12 protein-coding genes are annotated in these 21429 nt (G+C 58.2%); 3 read left to right on the forward strand and 9 right to left on the reverse strand.

Annotated features, from left to right (window positions below; all coding sequences use genetic code 11):
• Positions 1–156: 156 nt before the first annotated feature.
• Positions 157–1662, forward strand: coding sequence for an amino acid permease (locus GKC41_RS03805; protein ID WP_154312977.1), 1506 nt, complete (start codon positions 157–159; stop codon positions 1660–1662).
• Positions 1663–1865: 203 nt separating this feature from the next.
• Here the strand turns inward: GKC41_RS03805 and GKC41_RS03810 are convergent, their stop codons facing one another.
• From GKC41_RS03810 to fbaA, 9 genes are all read right to left on the reverse strand, one after another.
• Complete coding sequence (locus tag GKC41_RS03810; protein WP_195760135.1) at positions 1866–7667, reverse strand: Ig-like domain-containing protein; 5802 nt, start codon at positions 7665–7667, stop codon at positions 1866–1868.
• Between the two features lie 537 nt (positions 7668–8204).
• Complete coding sequence (locus tag GKC41_RS03815; protein ID WP_154312979.1) at positions 8205–8897, reverse strand: helix-turn-helix transcriptional regulator; 693 nt, start codon at positions 8895–8897, stop codon at positions 8205–8207.
• Positions 8898–9008: 111 nt separating this feature from the next.
• Positions 9009–10358, reverse strand: coding sequence for a D-serine ammonia-lyase (locus GKC41_RS03820; protein ID WP_154312980.1), 1350 nt, complete (start codon positions 10356–10358; stop codon positions 9009–9011).
• A gap of 55 nt (positions 10359–10413) precedes the next feature.
• Complete coding sequence (locus tag GKC41_RS03825; protein WP_154312981.1) at positions 10414–11760, reverse strand: gluconate:H+ symporter; 1347 nt, start codon at positions 11758–11760, stop codon at positions 10414–10416.
• Positions 11761–11927: 167 nt separating this feature from the next.
• Positions 11928–12977 (reverse strand): ketol-acid reductoisomerase, encoded by a 1050-nt coding sequence (ilvC, locus tag GKC41_RS03830; protein ID WP_015022635.1) that lies wholly within the window; start codon positions 12975–12977, stop codon positions 11928–11930.
• 264 nt (positions 12978–13241) lie between these two features.
• Positions 13242–14498 carry an MFS transporter gene (locus GKC41_RS03835; protein WP_195760154.1) on the reverse strand — a complete coding sequence of 419 codons (1257 nt, stop codon included), beginning with the start codon at positions 14496–14498 and terminating at the stop codon, positions 13242–13244.
• Positions 14499–14897: 399 nt separating this feature from the next.
• A complete protein-coding gene (locus tag GKC41_RS03840; protein ID WP_154312982.1) occupies positions 14898–15866 on the reverse strand; it encodes an FAD:protein FMN transferase in 969 nt (322 codons plus the stop codon).
• Between the two features lie 9 nt (positions 15867–15875).
• Positions 15876–17177: an adenylosuccinate synthase gene (locus GKC41_RS03845; protein WP_029678349.1), complete on the reverse strand. Its 1302-nt coding sequence runs from the start codon at positions 17175–17177 to the stop codon at positions 15876–15878.
• A gap of 194 nt (positions 17178–17371) precedes the next feature.
• Complete coding sequence (fbaA, locus tag GKC41_RS03850; RefSeq protein WP_154312983.1) at positions 17372–18436, reverse strand: class II fructose-bisphosphate aldolase; 1065 nt, start codon at positions 18434–18436, stop codon at positions 17372–17374.
• A 273-nt stretch (positions 18437–18709) separates the two neighbouring features.
• Here fbaA and GKC41_RS03855 point away from each other — a divergent pair, with 273 nt between their 5' ends.
• Both GKC41_RS03855 and GKC41_RS03860 read left to right on the forward strand, forming a co-directional pair.
• The gene (locus tag GKC41_RS03855; RefSeq protein WP_324612020.1) at positions 18710–19702 is read left to right on the forward strand and encodes a nucleoside hydrolase; all 993 of its coding nucleotides are present in this window, start codon (positions 18710–18712) and stop codon (positions 19700–19702) included.
• 13 nt (positions 19703–19715) lie between these two features.
• Positions 19716–21119 (forward strand): MFS transporter, encoded by a 1404-nt coding sequence (locus GKC41_RS03860; protein ID WP_154312984.1) that lies wholly within the window; start codon positions 19716–19718, stop codon positions 21117–21119.
• Positions 21120–21429: the final 310 nt, after the last annotated feature.

Consider the following 21429-nt stretch of genomic DNA (forward strand, 5'->3'; position numbering starts at 1 on the left):
CCATATCAATGGCATAGACTCCCTAAGCGTTCGAGGACCGGCTCAAGGACCCGGCCATATGAATCTATTCCGGCATCCAGCCGGCATATCAGGAATCGCAATATCAGTACGACCCCGGATTCCCCGGTGCGTCGCCCAGCCAAAAGGAGGAGGATCATGACGCGGAACACCAGCAATGCAGCGTCGAACACCAATCAATCCGACCGGGCCGGGCAAGAGCATCATGGCTACGGCAGCGTCAAGCGCAACCTCAAGACCCGCCACATCTCCATGATCGCCCTGGGCGGCTGCATCGGCACCGGACTGTTCATGACCTCAGGCTCCACCATCTCCACAGCCGGCCCCGGCGGCGGACTCCTGGCCTACATAGCCATGGGCGTCATGGTCTACTTCCTGATGACCAGCCTGGGCGAGCTGGCCACCCATCTTCCGGTGTCGGGATCCTTCGCCGCCTACAGCGCCCGCTACGTGGATCCGGCCCTGGGATTCGCCATGGGCTGGGACTACTGGCTGAACTGGACCATCTCGGGTGCCGTGGACATCTCCACCGCCGCACTGCTGATCCAGTACTGGCTGCCCCATACCCCAGGATGGATCTGGAGCCTGCTGGTCCTGGTCATCGTCTTCCTGATCAACGCCCTGACGGTCTCCGCATTCGGCGAGACCGAGTTCTGGCTCTCCCTGATCAAGGTGGCCACCATCATTGTCTTCCTGGTCATCGGCATGGCCATGATCTGCGGAATCATGTTCCAGCCAGCGGTCGGCCTGAAGAACTTCACCTACAAGGACGCCCCCTTCGTGGGAGGATTCCCGGCCATCATGAGCGTCTTTCTGATCGCCGGCTACTCCTTCCAAGGCACCGAGGTGGTGGGCGTGACCGCCGGCGAGTCCGAGAACCCCGGCAAGGCGGTTCCCAAGGCCATCAATGACGTCTTCTGGCGGATCCTGCTCTTCTATGTGCTGTCCATCTTCGTCATCGCCGCCCTGATCCCCTACACCAGCCCCAACCTTTTGGGAGCCTCCGACGGGAACATCGCCATGTCGCCCTTCACCCTTGTCTTCCAGCGGGCCGGTCTGGCCTCGGCGGCCAGCGTCATGAACGCAGTGGTGCTGACATCCATCCTCTCGGCCGTCAACACCGGAGCCTACGCCTCCAGCCGCATGCTCTACGGACTGGCCAAGGATCACTATGCTCCGGCCATCTTCGCCAGGACCACCAAGAGGGGCATCCCCCTGGCGGCCCTGGTAGCCACGGTCTGCATGTCCCTGGCCACCTTCGCCTCCAGCATCTTCGGCCAGTCCTTCTACATGTGGCTGGTGACCGCCACCGGACTGACCGGGTTCATCGCCTGGATCGGCATCGCCCTGAGCCACTTCCGCTTCCGGAGGGCCTTCAAACTCCAGGGGCACGACCTGAGCGAGCTCAAGTACCACTCCAAGCTCTATCCGTTCGGCCCGGTCCTGGCCATAGTGCTCTGCGTCATCGTCATTGCCGGGCAGGACATCCCCTCCCTGCTCAGCCTGAACTGGTCACACATGGCCATGACCTACTTCAGCGTGGTCCTGGTCCTGGTCCTCTACCTGGGCTTCAAGTTCGTCAACCACACCAAGATCGTGCGTCTCAAGGACATGGACGTGTCCGGCGCCGAATCCGCCCGCTGAAGCAGCAGGTACAGGGGGGCGCACTTGTAGAAGGGTCAGTACTCTATAACAAACGGTGCCCCCATCCAGATGGAATTGACCATCTGGATGGGGGCACCGCTATGCCGGGGACACAGATCCCTAGTCCGGATGCTTCATCTCACTGGAACATGCAAGATGATCCATCCGTGGAGTATGGGATTGATATACCGGCAACCGGCGGTTCACCGCTCCGTCCTCCTTCGATTCCACAGAATCGCCACGGCTCCCGCCAATAGCAAGGCGGCTGCAGACAGCACAAGCACACGGACGGCGACACCTGTCGAAGTCAGCGTTCCGGTTTTCCTGTCGGTCTGCTTCTGAAAATCAGCTACCTCATGGAGCAAGCCTTCGAGTTCGCTGATCGCTGCATCAACCTGCGCCTGCGTAGCATGAGGATCCGCCATCACCTTTCGTGCCCCTGCCACAGCCCGTGCAAGACGCTCAGACAGTCCGGGAGAGCCTGCTATAGGCTGCAACTTTCCTGCCTGGTCGAGGACCGCCTTAAGACGGCTCTTATCAACCTTCGCAGAACCGTGATCATCTGCATTCAGAGCTTGCAATGATGCCTGTGCCTGCACCAAATCAGACACAGCTCGGTCCACCTGCTCCTGGGTCGCGCTTTCATCGTTCAAAACACCCTTGGCCCGACTCAGCGCTTTGGAAAATCCCTGCCAGGACTGAGCGGTATAAGCCTTCTCCTGCAAGGTATCAGCCTCATTGACGGCTTTTTGCAGCGTTCGTTTATCAGCGGCAGGCCGCACCGAGGCTTTGCTCTTCAAACCTTTGATGGCTTGTTGCAAAGTCGCCGTGGCAGCATCGACCGCAGCCTGTCCTGCTTCCGGATCAAGCTGAACACCCCGTGCCTTGTCAAGAGCAGTGCGAAGAGCAGCTACTGTGTCCTCCGTATAATCACTCTGTTTGATTGAGCCAGCCTGATTGATTGCCTCGGTCAGATGCTCTTTATTTGCACGTTTCGTCAAAGCCTGCTGTGTCGCTGCAAGCTTATTGAACGCATTATCGACATCTTTCTGCGTCGCCTTTGCATCGTCCAGCACTGTTTGAGCACCTTTCAAAGCCGAGCTAAAGTCACCCCAGGTCCCTGGCGTGTATTCTTCCTCCTGGATGGCAGCTGCTTCCTTGACCAGATTTGCAAGATTGGTCTTGTCGACTTTCTCTGCCTGGTCCGGAGCGTGCACCTGCCATTCCGCTACGGCAACGCCAAAGGTTCCGGTGCCTTGATGAGGATCTAGAACCAGGCGCAACTTATCGGTGTATACAGGGGTGAATTCGGCAGTGCTCCAACCGCCATGGTCGGTGGCGTGATGCGCAGGATCATTGCGCACGGTGGCATAGCGGGCATGCTCCACATCCCGGAATTTTCCATTCTCATCCAGATATTGGATCTTCCAATTCCTGGGAATTTCCAATCCACCCTTGCTGTCATTGACAGTACGGAAATTTGCCCAGAACTGTACTCTACTGGAGTCGATGGTGATTTTATGCGGCCAGTCGTATTCAGCGTACATTCCATCGACCGCCGCTCCCCAGGATCCCCATACTTTGGCATTGACGTCAGCATCATCCTCTGATGGCCAAGTGTCATCGACGACTATGCCATCATTGAGCTTGCCTTGTGCAGGTGACCAGGATGCTTCGGCGCTGACCGATGAAGTCGCGGACTTTTCGACCCATCCCACTTCCTTGTGATACCGATCTGCAACATGAACGGTCAACTTGGCTCGCGTTCCTGCGGCAACATCAGGCACCGTGCCTTCAACCGAGTAGTCGCCAGGACGCTGCAGATCAATAGCCGCCACCTGTTGAGCATCCCAAGTCACCGGCAGTCCGCTTTTGTGGACGCCGTTGTTGTAAATGCCCGTAACTGTGGAAGGCAGACGCAGAAGGGTCCTATCGCTTCCCGTATACACGGTCTGCTCACTTGGTTCGATACCGTTGATAAAGGGACTGTGCAGGTCAGATCGGACCCATACGGTCGCTGTCGATTTCTGGGAGGCACCAATCACGGTGCCAGTCAGTTTGAACTCTCCTTCTGAAGACACCATATCCTTCGTTATCTGAGGCCAGAGCACGGTCAGATTCCTGCGCCAGCCTCCGCCATAGGCCACTTCTACCTTTGACGGCAACTGCGGCACATGACCGACTTCAGTAGGCAAATCCAGGTCAGGCACAGTCAGCGGATCCTCAGCATAGGCTTCGAACTCACTGACTCCGACAACGGCGCCCTTGGGGAATACAGCTCGAATCCCATCGGTATCGACCTGATCAAAAAGCACGGTATTTGGTCCATCCCTATCGACACCATAAACCGAACCGGACCGCAGCTGGACATCCCTCCAGTTCCCGGAAGCCGTGTCATGGTATTGCAGCTTCCACGAACGAGCCATGGGCACCCCGCCATTGTCGGTCCAGAAATACAGTGAGGCCTTGCTGAGAGGAACTTGCCCAGGCCACTGCAACTGCAACCACGGCTCCTCTCCCGTATGAGGATCCCCCCAATTGTTCCAGCTGAGATTAGGCGTGCCGCTATCGTTGGAGGTATTCCCATCATTGACTACCTTGACATTCCCGCTGGGGAGGTAGCCATTGGTGTAACTGGCTGTAGCCTTGGCCTGAGGAGCTGTATTGAACAGACCGTCTGACGGAACTCCATGGACCCGTACATCTGCGTGGCTCTCCTTCTGCCCATCCGATGCGGTCAATCGTAGGACATAGTCCCCTTCCAAATTGAACTTGACCGTGGTGGTCGGCGAGGAGGGATCGGCGAACGTCGCCTTTCCTGGGCCGGAAACCTGGGTCCAATTTGTCGTAAGCCGACCGAAGGGCATACCATCGTCCTTGACGACCCCAGATAGTTGTGCACCTTGTGAGCTGATTTTTGACACATAGGCCTGCACAGAGGGCGGCTGATTCTCCGCAGTAGGTGCAGGGATGCCCGTATGGTAAGCCTCAATCTCTTTCAAACCAGTACGTGCACCAGGCGCGTGGGTGAATGTGACCCTCAGTTTTCCTGTCTGTATTGCAGGGAACCTGATCAGGTTGTAATTGGCCTCGGGCACATTAGGCGATCGATATTGTTGCCCGATTTGCTTCCACTGGCCGGCTGCATCCTGATACTCCAGCCGGTACATAGTGGGTTCCGCATATCCCTGAATGGTGAAGTTCGCCGCTGTCTTATAAAAATAGAGACGGATTTCATCGACAGTCGATTGCCCCGCCAAGCTCACCTCTAGGGAATCGGTAGCGTTCGGCGAACCAGCGGTCCCCCAGAAGGGCTCGTTGATGGTGCTGCCGTCCACGGCGGCACCCGCTGGTTGGTTAGGAGCCTCGAAACTGGCTTTAACCTGAGCCCCACGAGCCAGATCGTTACGGTCAATTGCCCTAGGATCGATGTTGCGACCCGCCTTGGCGAAGATGTCTGTCACACGCGAATCAGCGGAATAGGTGACATTTTTGGCCTCCGCCAAGGATTCGCGGTCGAGAACGACCAAGGTCGCGGATGGATCTGCCTGATCCCCCAACCGGGCCTTTCCTGTATGCGCATCATAAAGAACATGAGTCAATTTGTCCGAAGTCATGACTCTCCGCCCTGAAAGATAGAGGGAGAATCCTGCCGGCCCGTGATAATGGCTGCCGTCCCGATCCCAGACGATTGTCATATCCTGCCCATGGTAGCTCAGATTGTTGATCGTGAAATAGTTCCAGCCTGGTATGGCTATAGGGTTCAGTTCGATTGTGGAATCCTGCCTAGGCACCAGACCTGCAACATCCTCGATCAAAGTCCAGTTCGTGGTTCCAAGCTGGGTGTGATGAATCCACGACCTATAGTCGATTCGCCCGCCATGTTCAGCGGTTGCCGTGTTCCAGAATTCATTTTGATCAGGGTACCGGTTATCGCCACCTTGATAGTGCGCGAAGGCATTCCAATACAGCAGCTTCTTGAACATTTCCTTGCTGATATAACCTTTGTCAGAAGCATGATACCGACGAATGCCTTGGGCATAAATACGGAACAGAGGTACAGAATTAATAACGGAGAAATTGTTGGAGTAAGTTTTCCCCAGGTTGGCTTCAGCTCTGGCCTTCACGTCCTTCTGGTTGGCGGTATAGAAAGGAAAGACGGGGAACTCATCAGCATCGGCGAACAGTCTCAGAGCGCTTTCATAATCATCCTTGTAGTCAGCATCCCCCTGAGCCGGCATCAGACCAGCTGCGTATGGATAATAGTTGTTGTTCTCTTTCCACTTGGCGAATTGTCCCTTGTGTTCCCCGATGAACTTATGCTGGATGAGTTTGGTATCCGGGTTCCAAAGCTGCCCGAGGATCTGCGAGCGGATCTCATCTGCGGTACGCGACATCGCCTCCGCACCTTCACTGTTGCCCGCCGTGGCAAATGCCTCCGAAGCGGCCTTGGCGTTCGCCCAGACCCAGGCGCTTTCAGCCCTGTCCATGGGTTCGCGTTCGTGCTCAAAGAAAGAGACCGCGTCAGAATCATTGCCGGTCATGGAAGCCCAGTCCCAGTCGATAAGCTTATTGCCGTTGCGATTGAAGGATGAATTCTTGGCCCCTATCAGCGCATTGACATCATTGCGCCCATAGGTTCCTATTGCCGCGGCAATGTCGGCGGGACCTCCATGCACCTTGAAAGATTCCCAGGCTGCATCGGTTATATATTGCGTGTAGCTGTTGTTCCAGCTCGTTCCGCCCGGGTTATCGACATATTGCCGGCTTTTGGATGTCTCACCAGCCGCTACCCAGGAGCCATAAGCATATGTGGGATCACGAAGATACTTCAAATCATTGATGAACATGCAGGTGGTGAGCACAATGGAATTGTTGTATCCGAGCACTCCTTCAATGGCTGCAGGGAACTGGTAGGTATTCCCCGGCATGTTGGCATCGATGAAATTGAAACGGCTGAGCCACCACCGGTAGAAAACCGTCTTGTCAATGTTCGGCTCAGGCGTTTGAATATAAGGGATATTATCTGCCCACCATTTGTTATACGCGGTGACGTGAGCCTTATAGGACTCTTCAGGCGTTTGAGAGCGAACACGGTCATACTGTTGCTTGGAGGAAGGAAGCTCCTCGGCAAGCAGCCCAAGCTGGATTTTCCCAGTCTGCTCACTGTTGGAGGACAAGTGCAGGTCAGCGGTAAGATAGCCGTCCTCAGGACGCATGCCACTGCCCGAAAAGCGCGGATAGACAGTGGTCAAATCGCGGTTTGTCTTAACTACTCCGGTCAGCTCATCCCCGTTTTCAACGCTGGCCAGCGGCGAAGTGGCGCGTAAAGTCACATCGTTCGCTCCGCCCTTGTTGATAATTCGGTACTGGGCTACAAGAACATTGTCATTAGTGATGTACTTGACCAATTCCATGGATAAGGACGGATCGTTCGTCTCAAAACTTCCCCGCCAATAACTGGGGGTCTGCTTTCGCTTGTCAGCAACCTCATGAACAGTCAGCTTTTGTTGCCCCTTGTAAAAATCAACGGTAAAAGCGCCCTTGCTGCTGATCGTGTCCTTGTAGGCTACCTCGCCTCCAAACCCGAATACTGATGGTTCATGAGTACGCATATATGCAGCCCGGCCACGCGAAAATAGATACTGGTTCGTATCTGCGCCCTCGTAGGTATAGGTTCCGGCATCGTTGGTCCCCTTGCCGGTCGGCTGGTCGCCTTTTCTGGTGAGAATACGATCAATCCAAAAATCATGATCAGTATCTGTCCCCGCCCCCTGAGAAAGATCCTTATCGAAGACCTTCGAAAGATAGCCGGCAGAGGGATCATAGGCCTGTCCGCTAGCTGGAATCGGATTATCCACACCGCCGAAATGGGGATATCCGATCTCTGCATTCGCACTGGAATGCTCAGTAGCAGCCGCAGGCAGCACCCCTCCAGTGGCAAGCGTCGCCACCGCGGCAAAGGCGACCACCAGAGAGGTCAAGCCTTTAGATAATTTGTACATACCACGTTCCTTTCGGACGCATTTGCAGTCAAGCCATGCAACTATCCACATCACTGTGAAACGGCACAGCCCAATGCCCAGCAATTTACCAAGCACGGAACAGCGAATGGCATTGATTTTGAAGCATCGAATTCAGTGTAAATCAGAGAATGCGCTTTCGCAAATCAAATGTTGTATTTTCTAACTCTATTTTCGCGTTTTCGCTTTGTATTTTCTTTGTATCGTCGCCTTGCGAGCGACGCTTGAACCGTCAACATGCTAATACTCATTGTTCCGACTGATAATTGGTATCACCGACGGTGGTAGGCCGCAGGCACTAAAACAATCAGGCCTTATTCGGCCCTCCAACGGTGGAGAGGGGATAGACCGAATCGTTGCTACAGCCTCGTTTGCAATTTTCCACACAAACGATACAAGGCCGGGTTATCCCCTAACAATAGGCGCACAGCGCTGCCACACCCATGCTGCCAACGCATAAGCCGCTGACCACATATCTCAAGATTCAAATAAGGTCAATCGAGACGCATAGACGGGCGATTACACCATCCGAAGGTATCTATAGGCCGTGGACTCCGAGATGGACAGCAGTCTGGCAACCTTCGCCACAGATCCCTTGATGTTGAAACAACCCTGGTCATTCAACCGCCGTATCGCATCAAGTCGCTGTTCAGGACTCAATTGATCGGCCCTCGCTCCTGCTCCGACGCAGGTTTGATCGATTACCTGTTCTATGACATCGTCCGCTGAAGCTACCAGGTTCTCTTCCTGCTGCTCGGAGTCATCACGGTCAGACACGGGGAAGTACATATCCTTCAACTGTTCGACCATATGCTCGATAGCCAGTAATGGCGCTTGATCGCTGTTAATGCAGAGTGCTCCGACAATTCTTCCTCGGTGTCTTATCAGATACGTAGAAGAGACAAGCAGGTTCTTGTTGGTGGAAGACCTTCCCCGGTATCCAACCACGTAATCACTGCCATCTGGTATCCCATCGCGCACAAGACGAAGCAAAAAATCAGTCGCCGGAGAACCGACTTCCCGCGAAGACACCTGACCATTGGCTATGGCAATGATCGAGTTCTCCGTATTGGCAACATCATGCAACACTACCTCAGTTCTCGGCCCTAAAACCTCACCAAGGAAATTGACCAAAGGAATATACTGTTTCAGATATTGAGCGTCATCTGCCGAATCAGACTCCTGATCGACTGTCCTGGCATTATGCACCATACGCGTTCACCCCATCGCATCTGTACACAAACGTATTTCACGCATACCTACCAAGGTCGGAGGGTGCCCTCCCAAAACACTGACACACTCCGACCTGTTACGGCAGTAGTTCTAAAGTAGGCTCTCTCCTTTGGAGATATAGGCGGACATCTCATCCCGGGGCACCATAGACCCGCCGGTGCACCAAGCTATATGAGTCGCCCTGGCCATAGAAGCATCATCCAATCCGATCTTTCTGATGTACTCCTTGTCGCTCAAGACTCGCCATGGTCCCACAAATCCGGCAGCAGCCGAAGGCTCGATATCTATGCCTGATGCATCATGAAGACTGGCCTCTATACGGAAGAGCTCATCATCATCTATGGTGAGGAATCCGTCCACCAGACCTTGCATGGCCTTGCCCACGAATCGAGATGGGCGCCCACAGGCCAAGCCGTCGGCTGCAGTCACATTATCGATTCCGAAGTCCTGAACGCTTACCTCATCGTGCAGACCAGTGTAGGTGCCCAGGAACATGGATGGGCAATGGGTTGGCTCAGCAAAGATGCAATGCACAGCATCACCGAAGACCGTCTTGAGCCCGAAAGCCACACCGCCAGGAGAGCCACCGACGCCGCAGGGCAAGTAGACAAAGAGGGGATTATCCTGGTCCACTCGAACATCATAGGTACGCAACTGGCCAGCCAGACGCCTTCCGGCTACGGCATAGCCCAGGAAGAGGGTGGTGGAATTTTCATCGTCGATGAAGTAGGCCATGGGATCGGACTGGGCCTCTTTCCTGCCAGACGCAACTGCGACCGAATAGTCCGATTGATACTCATAGACATGAACACCATTGGCGCGAAGCTTGTCTTTTTTCCACTGTCGTGCATCCGCCGACATATGCACGCTGGCATCAAAGCCCAGAGCTGCACTCATGATGCCGATGGACAGTCCCAGGTTGCCGGTCGAACCGACTGCGATCTTATATTGGCTGAAGAATTTCTTCATAGCTGGCGTCGCAAGCTTGCGATAATCATCATCGATAGTCAACAGTCCGGCATCAATGGCCAGGTCCTCAGCATGCTTAAGTACCTCGTAAATGCCGCCTCGCGCCTTGATGGATCCGCTGATAGGCAATTCGCTGTCCAACTTAGCCCAAAGCTGCCCCGGCAACTGTTGACCATATCGATTGCCCAGCGCTGAAGCCAAGCCCGGAACCGCGACAAGCGGCGATTCTATGATGCCCATAGAACTCGCTGTGGCCGGGAACAGCTCCATAATCAGCGGTGCGAACCTCTTCAATCGATCTGCAGCGTCGTCAACATCTGTGACCGTCAGGCCTACGCGCTCAATTCCATCCTTTGCAGGCAAAACCTGATCATTGAACCAGGTCGTTTCTTGCTCCTGCATCAGCTCCTTCAAGAGCGGCAGATCACTGGTCCATTGCGCAGCCGTTTTCCCGTGTATCAATTCATTCATGATTCGACTCCTTTTTTATTCTTGCCAAGCAGTTGTCGTTTATCGGCCGATCAAGTCAAACGACCAGACTCAGCAGCAAAGTAACCCCTAGAGCTATAACGGATGTGATCGATGTGCCGACAGTCAGCGTCTTGTAAGCCTGTGGAACGCTTATATGCAAATATTCCTTGACCATCCAGAACAGAGAATCAGTCACATGCGTCAGCCCAATGGCACCGGATCCAATGGCCAGAGCCAGAATCGCAGGCGAAAGGCCGGGATTCGCCGTCAGCATGGGCAGCACGATCCCGGCAGCGCTGATCATGGCCACAGTGGCAGAACCGACAGCGAAATGCAGTATCAAAGCTATGAGCCAGGCCAGAATGATAGGGCTGACCGGCAAATGGGAGAAGGCCTTGGCCAGACCAGGCGCGACACCCGAAGCCGTCAGCACCGCATTGAATGCTCCTCCAGCGCCGATGATCAGCAGGATTCCACCGATCGGGCCGAAGGAACCGTCGGTTATTTCCTGCAACTGCTTCAACCCGAACCCTTTGCTTAGCCCGAGGGACCAATAAGCAAACAGAAGAGCAATGGTCAAAGCCGAGATCGGGTTTCCGATGACATTGATCCACTTCATCGCCAGAGTCTCACTCGGCAGCACCCGTTCGCATATGGTTCTGGTCACCATAATCAACAGAGGCAGAAGAATGGTAAGCAAGGTGATGCCAAAACCAGGAAGCTCCTTCTGGTCCTTTTCATCAAAAGAGCCCATACCGCCTTCTTCGTCCTTCATCAGAGCTGGATCGTGTGCCGGTATGGCAAAATGCGCAAACAAGACTCCGCCGACGAGAACGGAGGGGACCGCAACGCACAAACCCAGTAAAATCACTGTCCCAATATCGGCATGCAAGGTCCCTGCGATTGCCGTAGCGGCCGGATGCGGCGGAAGAATGCAGTGCACCACCATCAAAGAAGTAGCCAAGGGGATGCCAATTTTGAGCCGTGATATGCCCGCCTCCTTAGCCACCACAAAGACCAAAGGCACCAGAAGAACAAAACCGACCTCGACGAAAACCGGTATCCCGCAAATTAAGCCAAGCAGGGCCATGATGATTGTTGCATGCTGTTTGCCGAACACCCGCAGCATGGTCTGAGCCAACCGTTGAGCCCCGCCCGAGACCTCCAGCAATTTGCCCAGAACAGCCCCGAATCCAATGATCAATGTAAGAAATCCCAGGGTATCCCCAACACCCTTTTCTATAGTATCGGTGATTTTATCCAGAGGCACCTGGGTCACAAACGCTACAAAGAAGGCCGCAATCAACAGAGCGAGTGATGGATGCATTCGGACCGTGACGATCAGCAACACAATCAGAGCTATGGCAATCAATAAGACCACCAAAAGCGGACCAGTATCCATGACAACTCCTTTGTTTTCAGAACACCAAGTAAAGAAAATTTTACCGTCGTAACTATTTATTGTCAAACACAGCGACAAATCACTCCGGGAATTTGTCGGTATCAAGTCAAAAAAAAATCGCCGCCACATGGACGGCGATTGGCAAGAGGCCATGGACCTCCTAGAGGTCACTGCACCTGGGAACGGGCGATCTTGCCGGTGAAGGACTGGGCCTCGTCGGCATCCTTGACGTCCTTGTTCCAAGAGAACATGGCGCGCAGCTTGGGGCCGACCTCCTCGATCTTCTCGTGGGAGTACTTCTCCTGGAGCTCCTTGAACTTGGGGGCGCCGGCATCCTGGTCGTCAATGAACTCCTTGGCAAAGGAGCCGTCCTGAATGCGCTGCAGCTGGTGACGCATCCTGTCCTTGGTGGACTCGTCAACCACGGTGGAGGTGAAATCACCGTACTGAGCGGTGTCGGAGCAGGACCAGCGAGCCTTGTTCAGACCGCCCTCGTTCATCAGGTCGACCAGCATCTTAAGCTCGTGGCAGACCTCGAAGTAGGCGATCTCCGGCTGGTAGCCAGCCTCGGTCAGCACCTCGAAGCCAGCCTCGACCAGGTGGTTGACGCCGCCCATGAGCACATCCTGCTCGCCGAAGAGGTCGGTCTCGGTCTCTTCCTTGAAGGTGGTCTTGATGGCGCCGGCGCGCAGGGCGCCCAGAGCCTTGGCATAGGCCAGGGTGATGTCCCAGGCGTCGCCGCGCGGATCCTGCTCCACGGCCACGACCACGGGCACGCCACGGCCAGCGACATACTCACGGCGGACGATATGGCCCGGGCCCTTGGGGGCCACCATGAAGACCGGATGGTCGGCGCTGGGCTTGATGTAACCGTAATGGATGTTGAACCCGTGGGCAAAGGCGACTGCCGCACCCTCCTTGATGTTGGGCTCGATGTCGTCCCGCCAGATGTTGCGCTGATACTGGTCCGGGGCCAGGATCATGACGATGTCGGCCTCTTTGGTGGCCTCAGGCACGGTCTTGACCTCCAGGCCCTGCTCCTTGGCGAAGGGCACCGACTTGGAGTTGGCACGCAGGCCGACCACAACGTCCACACCGGAATCACGCAGGTTCAGCGCATGAGCATGTCCCTGGGAACCGTAGCCGATGATGGCCACCTTCTTGCCATCCAGAACCGAAAGGTCCCCATCCTTCTCATACCAGATCTGTGCTGCCATTATCTACACTCCTTTATGTGCGGTCCAACCGGACCGGCTCTTCCAGGCCGGGGAACGCTAAATACTGTGAATTCCTGTCGTTGTTCCAGGCGGACGATGCTCTTTCGACCGGGGCGACGGATTTTGTCCTTGACCCCGATCCGTACCCTATGGATACGGTATGCCTCCAACCATACTCGTGATATGGCCAGATGGACTGTCCGCAATTCGTTGTTCGGACACCGGCGCGATTCAAAGAATCGGCCGGCGGGATGCATCCAGGGCTTACTTGGTGAAGTCCACATCCTTGGTTTCGTGGCAGGTCAGCACTGCCACCAGGCAGCAGACCGCCATAACGGCCAGGTAGAGCCCGACCGAGCGCACTCCCCAGTGGGAGGAGAGCCAGGTGGCGATGGTGGGCACGAAGGCCGCGCCCACAATGGCCGCCAAGTTGTAACCGATGCCGGAACCCGAGTAGCGCACGTTGGCGTCGAAGAGCTCTGGCAGAAAGGCGCCGATAGGCCCGAAGGCGATGCCCATCAGGGCGAACCCGACGCAGAGGAAGACCATGACCTGGAAGGTGTTGTGATGGGCCATGAGCAGGTAGGGGAAGACCAGGCTAAAGACCACCAGCATGACGGAGCTGCCGATCAGCACCCGGCGACGGCCGATGCGGTCCGCATAGACACAGGCCAGCACGATGAAGAGGGCGAAGACCAGGATGGAGACCATAAGCATGAGCAGGTACTCCTGGTTGGTGAAGCCCAGTCCGCCGCCGCCCTGGGACTTGGGCTTGGTGCCGTAAGCCAGTGACCAGGTGGCCAAGGTGTAGAAGAGGGTGTAGGTGACCGCGACCAGGAAGGTGGCCTGAAGCACCTGGCGCCAGCTCTTGCGGAAGACCTCCAGAAGCGGGGTCTTGACGACCTTCTGCTGATCCAGGGCCATCTGGAAGATGGGGGTCTCCTGCATGGAGACGCGCACGGCCAGCCCCACGACCACCAGAATGGCGGAGAGCAGGAAGGGCACACGCCATCCCCAGCTCAGCATCTGCTCGGGAGTGCAGAACATCTCCAGCAGGAAGTAGGTTCCGTTGGCCAGGAAGAAGCCGATTGGGGCACCCAGCTCAGGGAAGGAGCCGTAAAGGGCCCTCTTGCCTTCCGGGGCGTTCTCGGTGGCCACCAGGGCCGCGCCAGACCACTCGCCACCCAGGCCGATGCCTTGCACGAACCGGCAGAGACAGAGGACCACTACGGCCCAGAGCCCCCAGGTGGCATAAGTGGGCAGGACGCCGATCAGAACCGTGGAGCAGCCCATGGTCAGCAGGGAGACCACCAACGTGGTCTTGCGCCCCTGACGGTCCCCGAAGTGTCCGAAGATCAAGGATCCCAAGGGCCGCGCGATGAAAGCGATGGCGAAGGTCAGCAGGGAGGCCAGCAGGGCCACGGTCGGATCGGTCTTAGGGAAGAAGAGCTTGGGGAAATAGTTGGCCGAAGCCGTCCCGTAAGCGTAGAAATCGTAGAACTCGATGGCCGTGCCGACCATGGAGGCCCCGATGACCGTGCGAACCGAGCTGCGGGTCACACGGGTGCTGCCGGACGCGGTGGCTGCCGAGGCCGGGGAAGCAACACTGACGTCGTTTGCCGTCACTTCATCTCATCTCCTTATAGAAAAACCCCGCTGTTGGCAGGGTCTGATGCGATGAAGCCTATGCGTCCAGCCCCGCCTTCCGACGGGGTCGAACAATGAAGATTGTCGAGTCAGTCCGCCGGTGAGGACGGGCTAATAATTCGTGCAGACACGTTGCCGAATCGGCGGGTGTCTGTCAAGCTGGTCATCACGGCGAACCTCCCTTCATCATTCACGAACCGGATGCGTTCTCTGTGCATCCGCATTGGTGCTGACCATAGGCCTGGCACCGGCTTGTTCAACGAAACACGTCCACTATGTGGACGGATGGTTATTGGAGTCAGTAAAGAACAGACCAGGAAATTCATCTGAGATTACGGCCTGTCGGTCGGCATACATCAGGGCACAGGAGAAGGAAAACCGGGCGGCCAACGCATCCGGCGGCACCAGGAAGAGGGCAGTGGCCAGTCCGTCAGCCAGACCCGTGGGGTGTTCGTTGTCCTTTTCGCCGGCCACCACCCAGGAGGCCAGCACACGGTCAACCGGACGGCCGTCGATGGCATCCAGGATGTGGTGAAGCGCTGTCAGCCCGGCCGCTGCGGCATCTTCGGAGCGGTCGGTCCAATGGCGGCGGCTGGGTGCAGAGGCACACAAGGAGCCACGGGACAGCTCAACCTGGCCCACGCCTGCAGATAGATCACCGGGATCCTCCATGGCGATAGAGACCGGGTGAGAGGTCCGCATACGCATGTCGCCACCGGCATCGATCAGGTACTCTTCGACCCGGGGCTCGAGCAGATCGGCAATGAGGTCTACCAGATAGCCCTTGCCAACTGCCCCGAAATCAAGGCTGACCGGACCGGTAGTCACAAGGACAGCACCCTGACGCCTGAGGTCATCGCCCCAGGTCGGTCGCCCATGGATCCGCCCCAGATGACCGGCAGCATCGGCCTGCAGCCGGAAGGTGGGCTGCCTGCCGTAGCCCAGACGGGTCAGGTCCTCGCCCACCATGGGGTCCAAGGCCCCGTCGGTGGCGGAATACAGCCTGTCATATAGGTCAAAGAGCCCTTGACAGTAGTCTGGAAAGACGAACCTGCCCCCATGAATAGCCTGGGCCATCTGCGCAGGTATGGCATCCTGCCTGAACCGTGACAGGGCCCGCTCGTAATTCTCGATCAGATTGGCGATGGCGCCCTGAAGCCAGTCTCCCAAAGGCCGATTCGTGGAGATAATGATTCCCGTACCCACCGCCCCGGGGAAGGCGGTCAGGCAGGGCAGACCCATGGAGATCCCTCAGTCGATCAGCGAGTGGATCTGCACGATCTGATCGCGGCCCGGACCCGAACCCACAGCCGAGATGCGGCAGCCGGACAGGTCTTCCAGTCGGTGGATGTAGTCCTTGGCCTTGGTCGGGAACTCCTCGAAGCTCTTGGCGCCGGAGATGTCCTCGCGCCAGCCCGGCAGCTCCTCGTACACCGGCTGGGCGGATTGGAACTCAGCCTGGTCCACGGGCATCTGGTCCACCCTGACCCGGGAGCCGTCGGACCGGGTGATGTCGTAACCCACACAGACCGGGATGGTCTCCAGACCGGAGAGGACATCCAGCTTGGTCAGCACGATGTCGGTCAGGCCGTTGATCTGCACTGCATACCTGCTGACCAGCGCATCGAACCAGCCGCAGCGACGGGAGCGGCCGGTGGTCACCCCGTACTCGTGTCCCTGACGGCGCAGCCATTCGCCCTGCTCGTTGTCCAGTTCCGTGGGGAAGGGTCCCTCGCCCACGCGGGTCACATAGGCCTTGGCAACGCCGACCACCCGGTCGATCTTGGTCGGGCCCACGCCGGTGCCGGTGCAGGCGCCCCCGGCTGTGCAGTTGGATGAGGTGACAAAGGGGTAGGTGCCATGGTCCACGTCCAGCATGGTGGCCTGTCCGCCCTCGAAAAGCACGTTCTTGCCCTGTTCCAGGGCCTGGTTGAGCATCAGCGACGTGTTGGCCACATAGGGCTTGAGCCGCTCGGCGTATCCCGCCAGCTCTTCAACGGTGGCTTCCACCTCGATGGCCCGGCGGTTGTAGAGTTTGACCAGCATCTGGTTCTTCTGGTGCAGGCTGGCCTCCACCTTGTCACGCAGGTGGTCGACATTGAACAGGTCGTGCACACGAATGCCCACACGGTTGATCTTGTCGGCGTAGGCGGGGCCGATCCCGCGGCCGGTCGTGCCGATCTTATGCTTGCCCAGGAAGCGCTCGGTCACCTTATCCAGCGTCCGGTGGTAGGGGGCGATGATGTGCGCTGACTCGCTGATCCTCAGCCGGCTGCAATCCACGCCGCGGGACTGGAGCCCATCGATCTCCTCGAAGAGGGCGGCCGGGTCGACCACGACGCCGTTGCCGATGACCGGGGTGATGGCCGGGTGAATGATCCCCGAGGGCAGAAGATGGAGGGCGTACTCCTGATCACCCACGACCACGGTATGGCCGGCATTGTTGCCCCCGTTGAACCTGGCGACGTAGTCCATGTGCTCGCCGATCAGATCCGTTGCCTTGCCCTTGCCCTCGTCGCCCCACTGGGCCCCGACGATCACGATTCCAGGCATACGATGCTCCTTATCCACTGGTCGCCATCCAAGGAAACAACGGCAGACCATCCATAGATGAGCCTAACCCTACGTATGGAGCGGAAGACCGACCGACCCAGGCACCAACCCTGGCGTCAGAAGGCCCGAACAGGTTCAGCAGTCGACCGCAGCTTCCCCGCCAGGATGTACCTCTCAAGACAGGAAGTTGCCAATCACCTCATGGCTCTTCCCGCACTACCCAGCTGCTGGCAGGCCTGGACTACACGCGCCGCCATCGCGTCCTCGGCCTGACGTCCCCAGGAACGGGGGTCGTACTCGCTCTTTTCGCCGACCTCCCCGTCCACCTTGAGGACCTTGTCGTAGTTGGCGAACATGTGCCCGGCCACGGCCCTGGTGAAGGCGTACTGGGTGTCGGTGTCCACATTCATCTTGACCACGCCATGAGCGACGGCCGAGACAATCTCCCCCGGCTGCGAGCCAGAGCCCCCGTGGAAGACCAGGAGGAAGGGCTTGTCGGCAGGGGCGCCCGGGGCGGGGAAGCTGCCGACCTGTCCATCGGATATGGCTCTGGCGGTCCTGGCCTGGATCTGCCCCAGCAGGTCGGGCCGCAACTTGACCACACCGGGCTTGTAGGCCCCATGCACGTTGCCGAAGGTGAAGGCCACCATGTAGCGGCCGCGCTCGCCCAGACCCAGGGCATCGACCACCCTGGGGCCGTCCTCGGGCGAGGAATAGAGCCGCTGATCGATGGCAGCCGAATGACCGTCCTCCTCGCCGCCTACTGTGCCCACCTCAATCTCGAGAATGGTGTGGGCGGCCTGGGACAGTTCCAACAGCTCCGCCGCCGTGGCCAGATTCTCCCGCAGGGGCAGGCCGGAACCGTCCCACATGTGCGACTGGAAGAGCGGTTCCTGACCGTGGGCCACCTGCTCCTTCTCGTAGGCCAGCAGGGGCCGTACCCACTCGTCAAGATATTGCGGGGCGCAGTGGTCCGTATGCAGGGCCACAGTGATGCTTGGATAGCGGGCGATCACTTCGTGGGCGAACTTGGCAAAAGCGATGGAGCCAGCCACCCGGTCGGCCAGGCGCTGTCCGGACAGGTAGGCGGTACCTCCCACTGAGACCTGGATGATCCCATCGGACTGGGCTTCATCCAATCCCTGCAGGGCAGCGTTCAGAGTCTGCGTGCTGGTCACATTAATGGCGGGAAAGGCGTAGGACCCCCGTCTGGCCGCATCGAGCATCGCCACATACCGTTCAGGAGTCGCTAAAGTCATACCCTCATTATCGTCGGTTGCGAGGAAAAGCGGCCGACCACCCGCAGCTGCGGACATCACCGATGGATTTGCAGGTCTCTGCCCTTATGGCGAACACCCCACGACGCACTTTGACAAGCCTCCAAGCCGCAGGTAGTTTAGCTCCGTACAGTTTGATGAAACGTTACATCAAACAGGTTGTTTGTTTCACGGCAGTAACGAATCAGCCTAGGGAAGGCACGACATAGGTAACAGAAGGTTGGGGCCGCCCATCCTTCTGGGAAGGAGACCAACGTGTCAGCAAGCAAGGGAACCGTCCGCAAGATCATCCTGGATCTGGACACTGGCATCGATGACACGCTGGCCCTGTCCTACGTTCTGGGCTCCCCGGACGCCGAACTGATCGGGATCACAGGCACCTACGGCAACGTGGTGCTCGACCAAGGCGTCGACAACAATCTGCGGCTGCTGGCCATGTACGGCAGGGAGGACATCCCGGTCTTCAAGGGGATCGATCACCCCAGCACGGCCGACTCCTTCAGCGTTCCGCCGGACTCCGAGATCTTCCACGGGGCCAACGGCACCGGCAACATCGCAATCCCCGCACGCACCGACCGGCGGGCCAGCCAGCAGAGCTCGGTGGACTTCATCATCGACGCGGTCCGCCGTTATCCCAAGGGCGAGCTGACCGTGGTGCCCACCGGCGCCCTGACCACCATCGCCGCAGCCCTGGAAAAGGCCCCCGACATCGTCGACCGCATCAGCATCGTCATGATGGGCGGCACCCTGACCCAGCCGGGCAACGTGGGACCCTTCGCAGAAGCCAACATCAACCAGGATCCCGAGGCCGCCAACCGGGTCTTCGCCACCACCGCAGACATCACCATGGTTGGCCTGGACGTGACGACCCAGGCTCTGATGAGCCGCGAGGACACCGAGGCCCTGCGCGCCACGGGCACCAAAGCCGGACGCTTCCTGGCGGACATGACCGACTACTACATCGACATCAGCGAAAAGGAGAGCGGGGTCTACCTGGGAGGCTGCAACCTGCACGACCCCCTGGCCGCCGCCGTGGCCATCGACCCCAGCCTGGTCACCACCTTCGCCACCAACCTGATGGTCGAGACCGAGGGACCGCAGCGGGCCCGTACCATCGGCGACCCCAGCAGGCTCCTGGACCCGGTCAAGAACACCAAGGTGGCCCTGTCGGTCGACACCGAGCGATTCACCCGGCGCTTCATGGACAGGCTCCTGACCCTGGTACGCAAGACCGAGAGCGAACAATAGAAGGACGGCAGTCATGAGCGAAACCATCACCACAAGGGCTACCGAAGCGACCGTGGACGAAAACCGCCGCAGCACCAAGCGGGCCCTGCCGGCCCTGCTGACCATCTTCCTGCTGGGCACACTGATGATCCAGGCCTTCAACCTGGTCTTCCAGAACGTGGGCGACTCCCTGGGGATGTCCGCCAACGCCTCGCTGATCAGCACCCTGCCCGGCATTGTTCTGGGCGTGGTCTGCATGCTCTACGGCACCCTCTGCGACTACATCTCCCCCCGGAAGATGACCCTGTTCGGTGTGGGCGCCCTGATCATCGGCAGCCTCCTGGGCTTCTTCGGCGCATCGAACTTCTGGGCCGTGGTCCTGGCCCGCATGATCCAGACCGCGGGCGGCCAGGTGGCCGGCTCGGTCTTCCTGGTCATGGCGATGAAGTATCTAAGCGACAAGGAGCGCGCCTTCTACCTGGGCATCTTCAATGCCGTCTACTACGCATCATCTGCTGTAGGCATTTTCGCCGGCGGGCTGATCACCTCCATCGACTGGCGCTACCTCTTCCTGGTGCCGCTGGTCTCCGTCCTGCTGATCCCCCCGGTGCTCAAGTACACGCCTGATACCGGCATCAAAGGCGAGCGCATCGATGTCTTCGGCATCGCCCTGTTCGCGCTGATTGCCGGATTCGTGGCCGTCTACTTCTCCTTCCCGGCCATCTGGATGCTGGGGGTGCTGGCCGTCCTGATCCTGATCTTCGCCGGCTACGTCTGGAAGGGCGCCAACCCCTTCCTGAGCCGCGGGTTCGTGACCAACGGCGCCTATATGGCTGTCCTGCTGGCCCTCTTCGTCTTCTACTTCTTCAACTTCGCCTGCGTGCCCATCTACAACGTGATCGGCGACCGCATCTACGGGATCTCCCTGAGCCAGGTCTCCCTCTGCCTGACCATCGTCTACATCGTGGCCACCCTGGTGGGCTGCCTGTCCGGAGTCATCATGAACGCCATGGGACGCCTGCCCATGCTGATCCTGTCCGCCCTGCTCATGATCGCCGGAGCCGCCGGTTCGGCCCTGATGCTCACCTCGGGCTTCTGGGTCCTGACCGTGCTGGCCTCGGTCTTCATCGCCGGCATCACCATGTCCTACACGCCCCTCTACGACTCCTTCTCGGCCACCCTGCCTGTGGACCAGAATGGACGCGGCATCGGCATCGGGGATCTGATGATGAACACCTCGGCCTCCATCGGCATGGCTGTCTACAGCGGACTCATGGCCAATCCCCAATTCGGGTCGCATGCACTTGCGGGCGTCAAGACCGGCATCCAGGCCCAAGCGGCCAACATGTTCTGGGTCATGGCGCTGGCCGCCCTGCTGGCCCTGATCATCGTGGCCATCTTCCACAAGGCCATGTCAGCCAAGGCTCCCCAGGAGTAAGGCCGGTGTGACCCACACATACTTGGTCGGATAGCCGCGCTGCTTGGTCCACTCTTCCTGGCCTCGGGAATGAGTCGGGCCCGGCACCGGCACCCGGCCGCTCGAACCGGGGAGGGAGCGGAGTTCGGACTGCTTTCGGCAATGTGATAGTCCCCCTCTTCCCTCAGCCGCCGAAGGCAAGAAGATCGCCGCCCCTCCCCCCGGCGGAGAGCCCCCGTCATAGCCATAACTGACGGGGGCTCTTCCATATCTTCATATCTTCGCTCCCGTCTTCAATTCTGTGCCTACGACTCGGGCCGTGCACCGAAAC

Source organism: Bifidobacterium asteroides (genome assembly GCF_009683175.1).
GTDB classification, from domain to species: Bacteria; Actinomycetota; Actinomycetes; order Actinomycetales; family Bifidobacteriaceae; genus Bombiscardovia; species Bombiscardovia asteroides_H.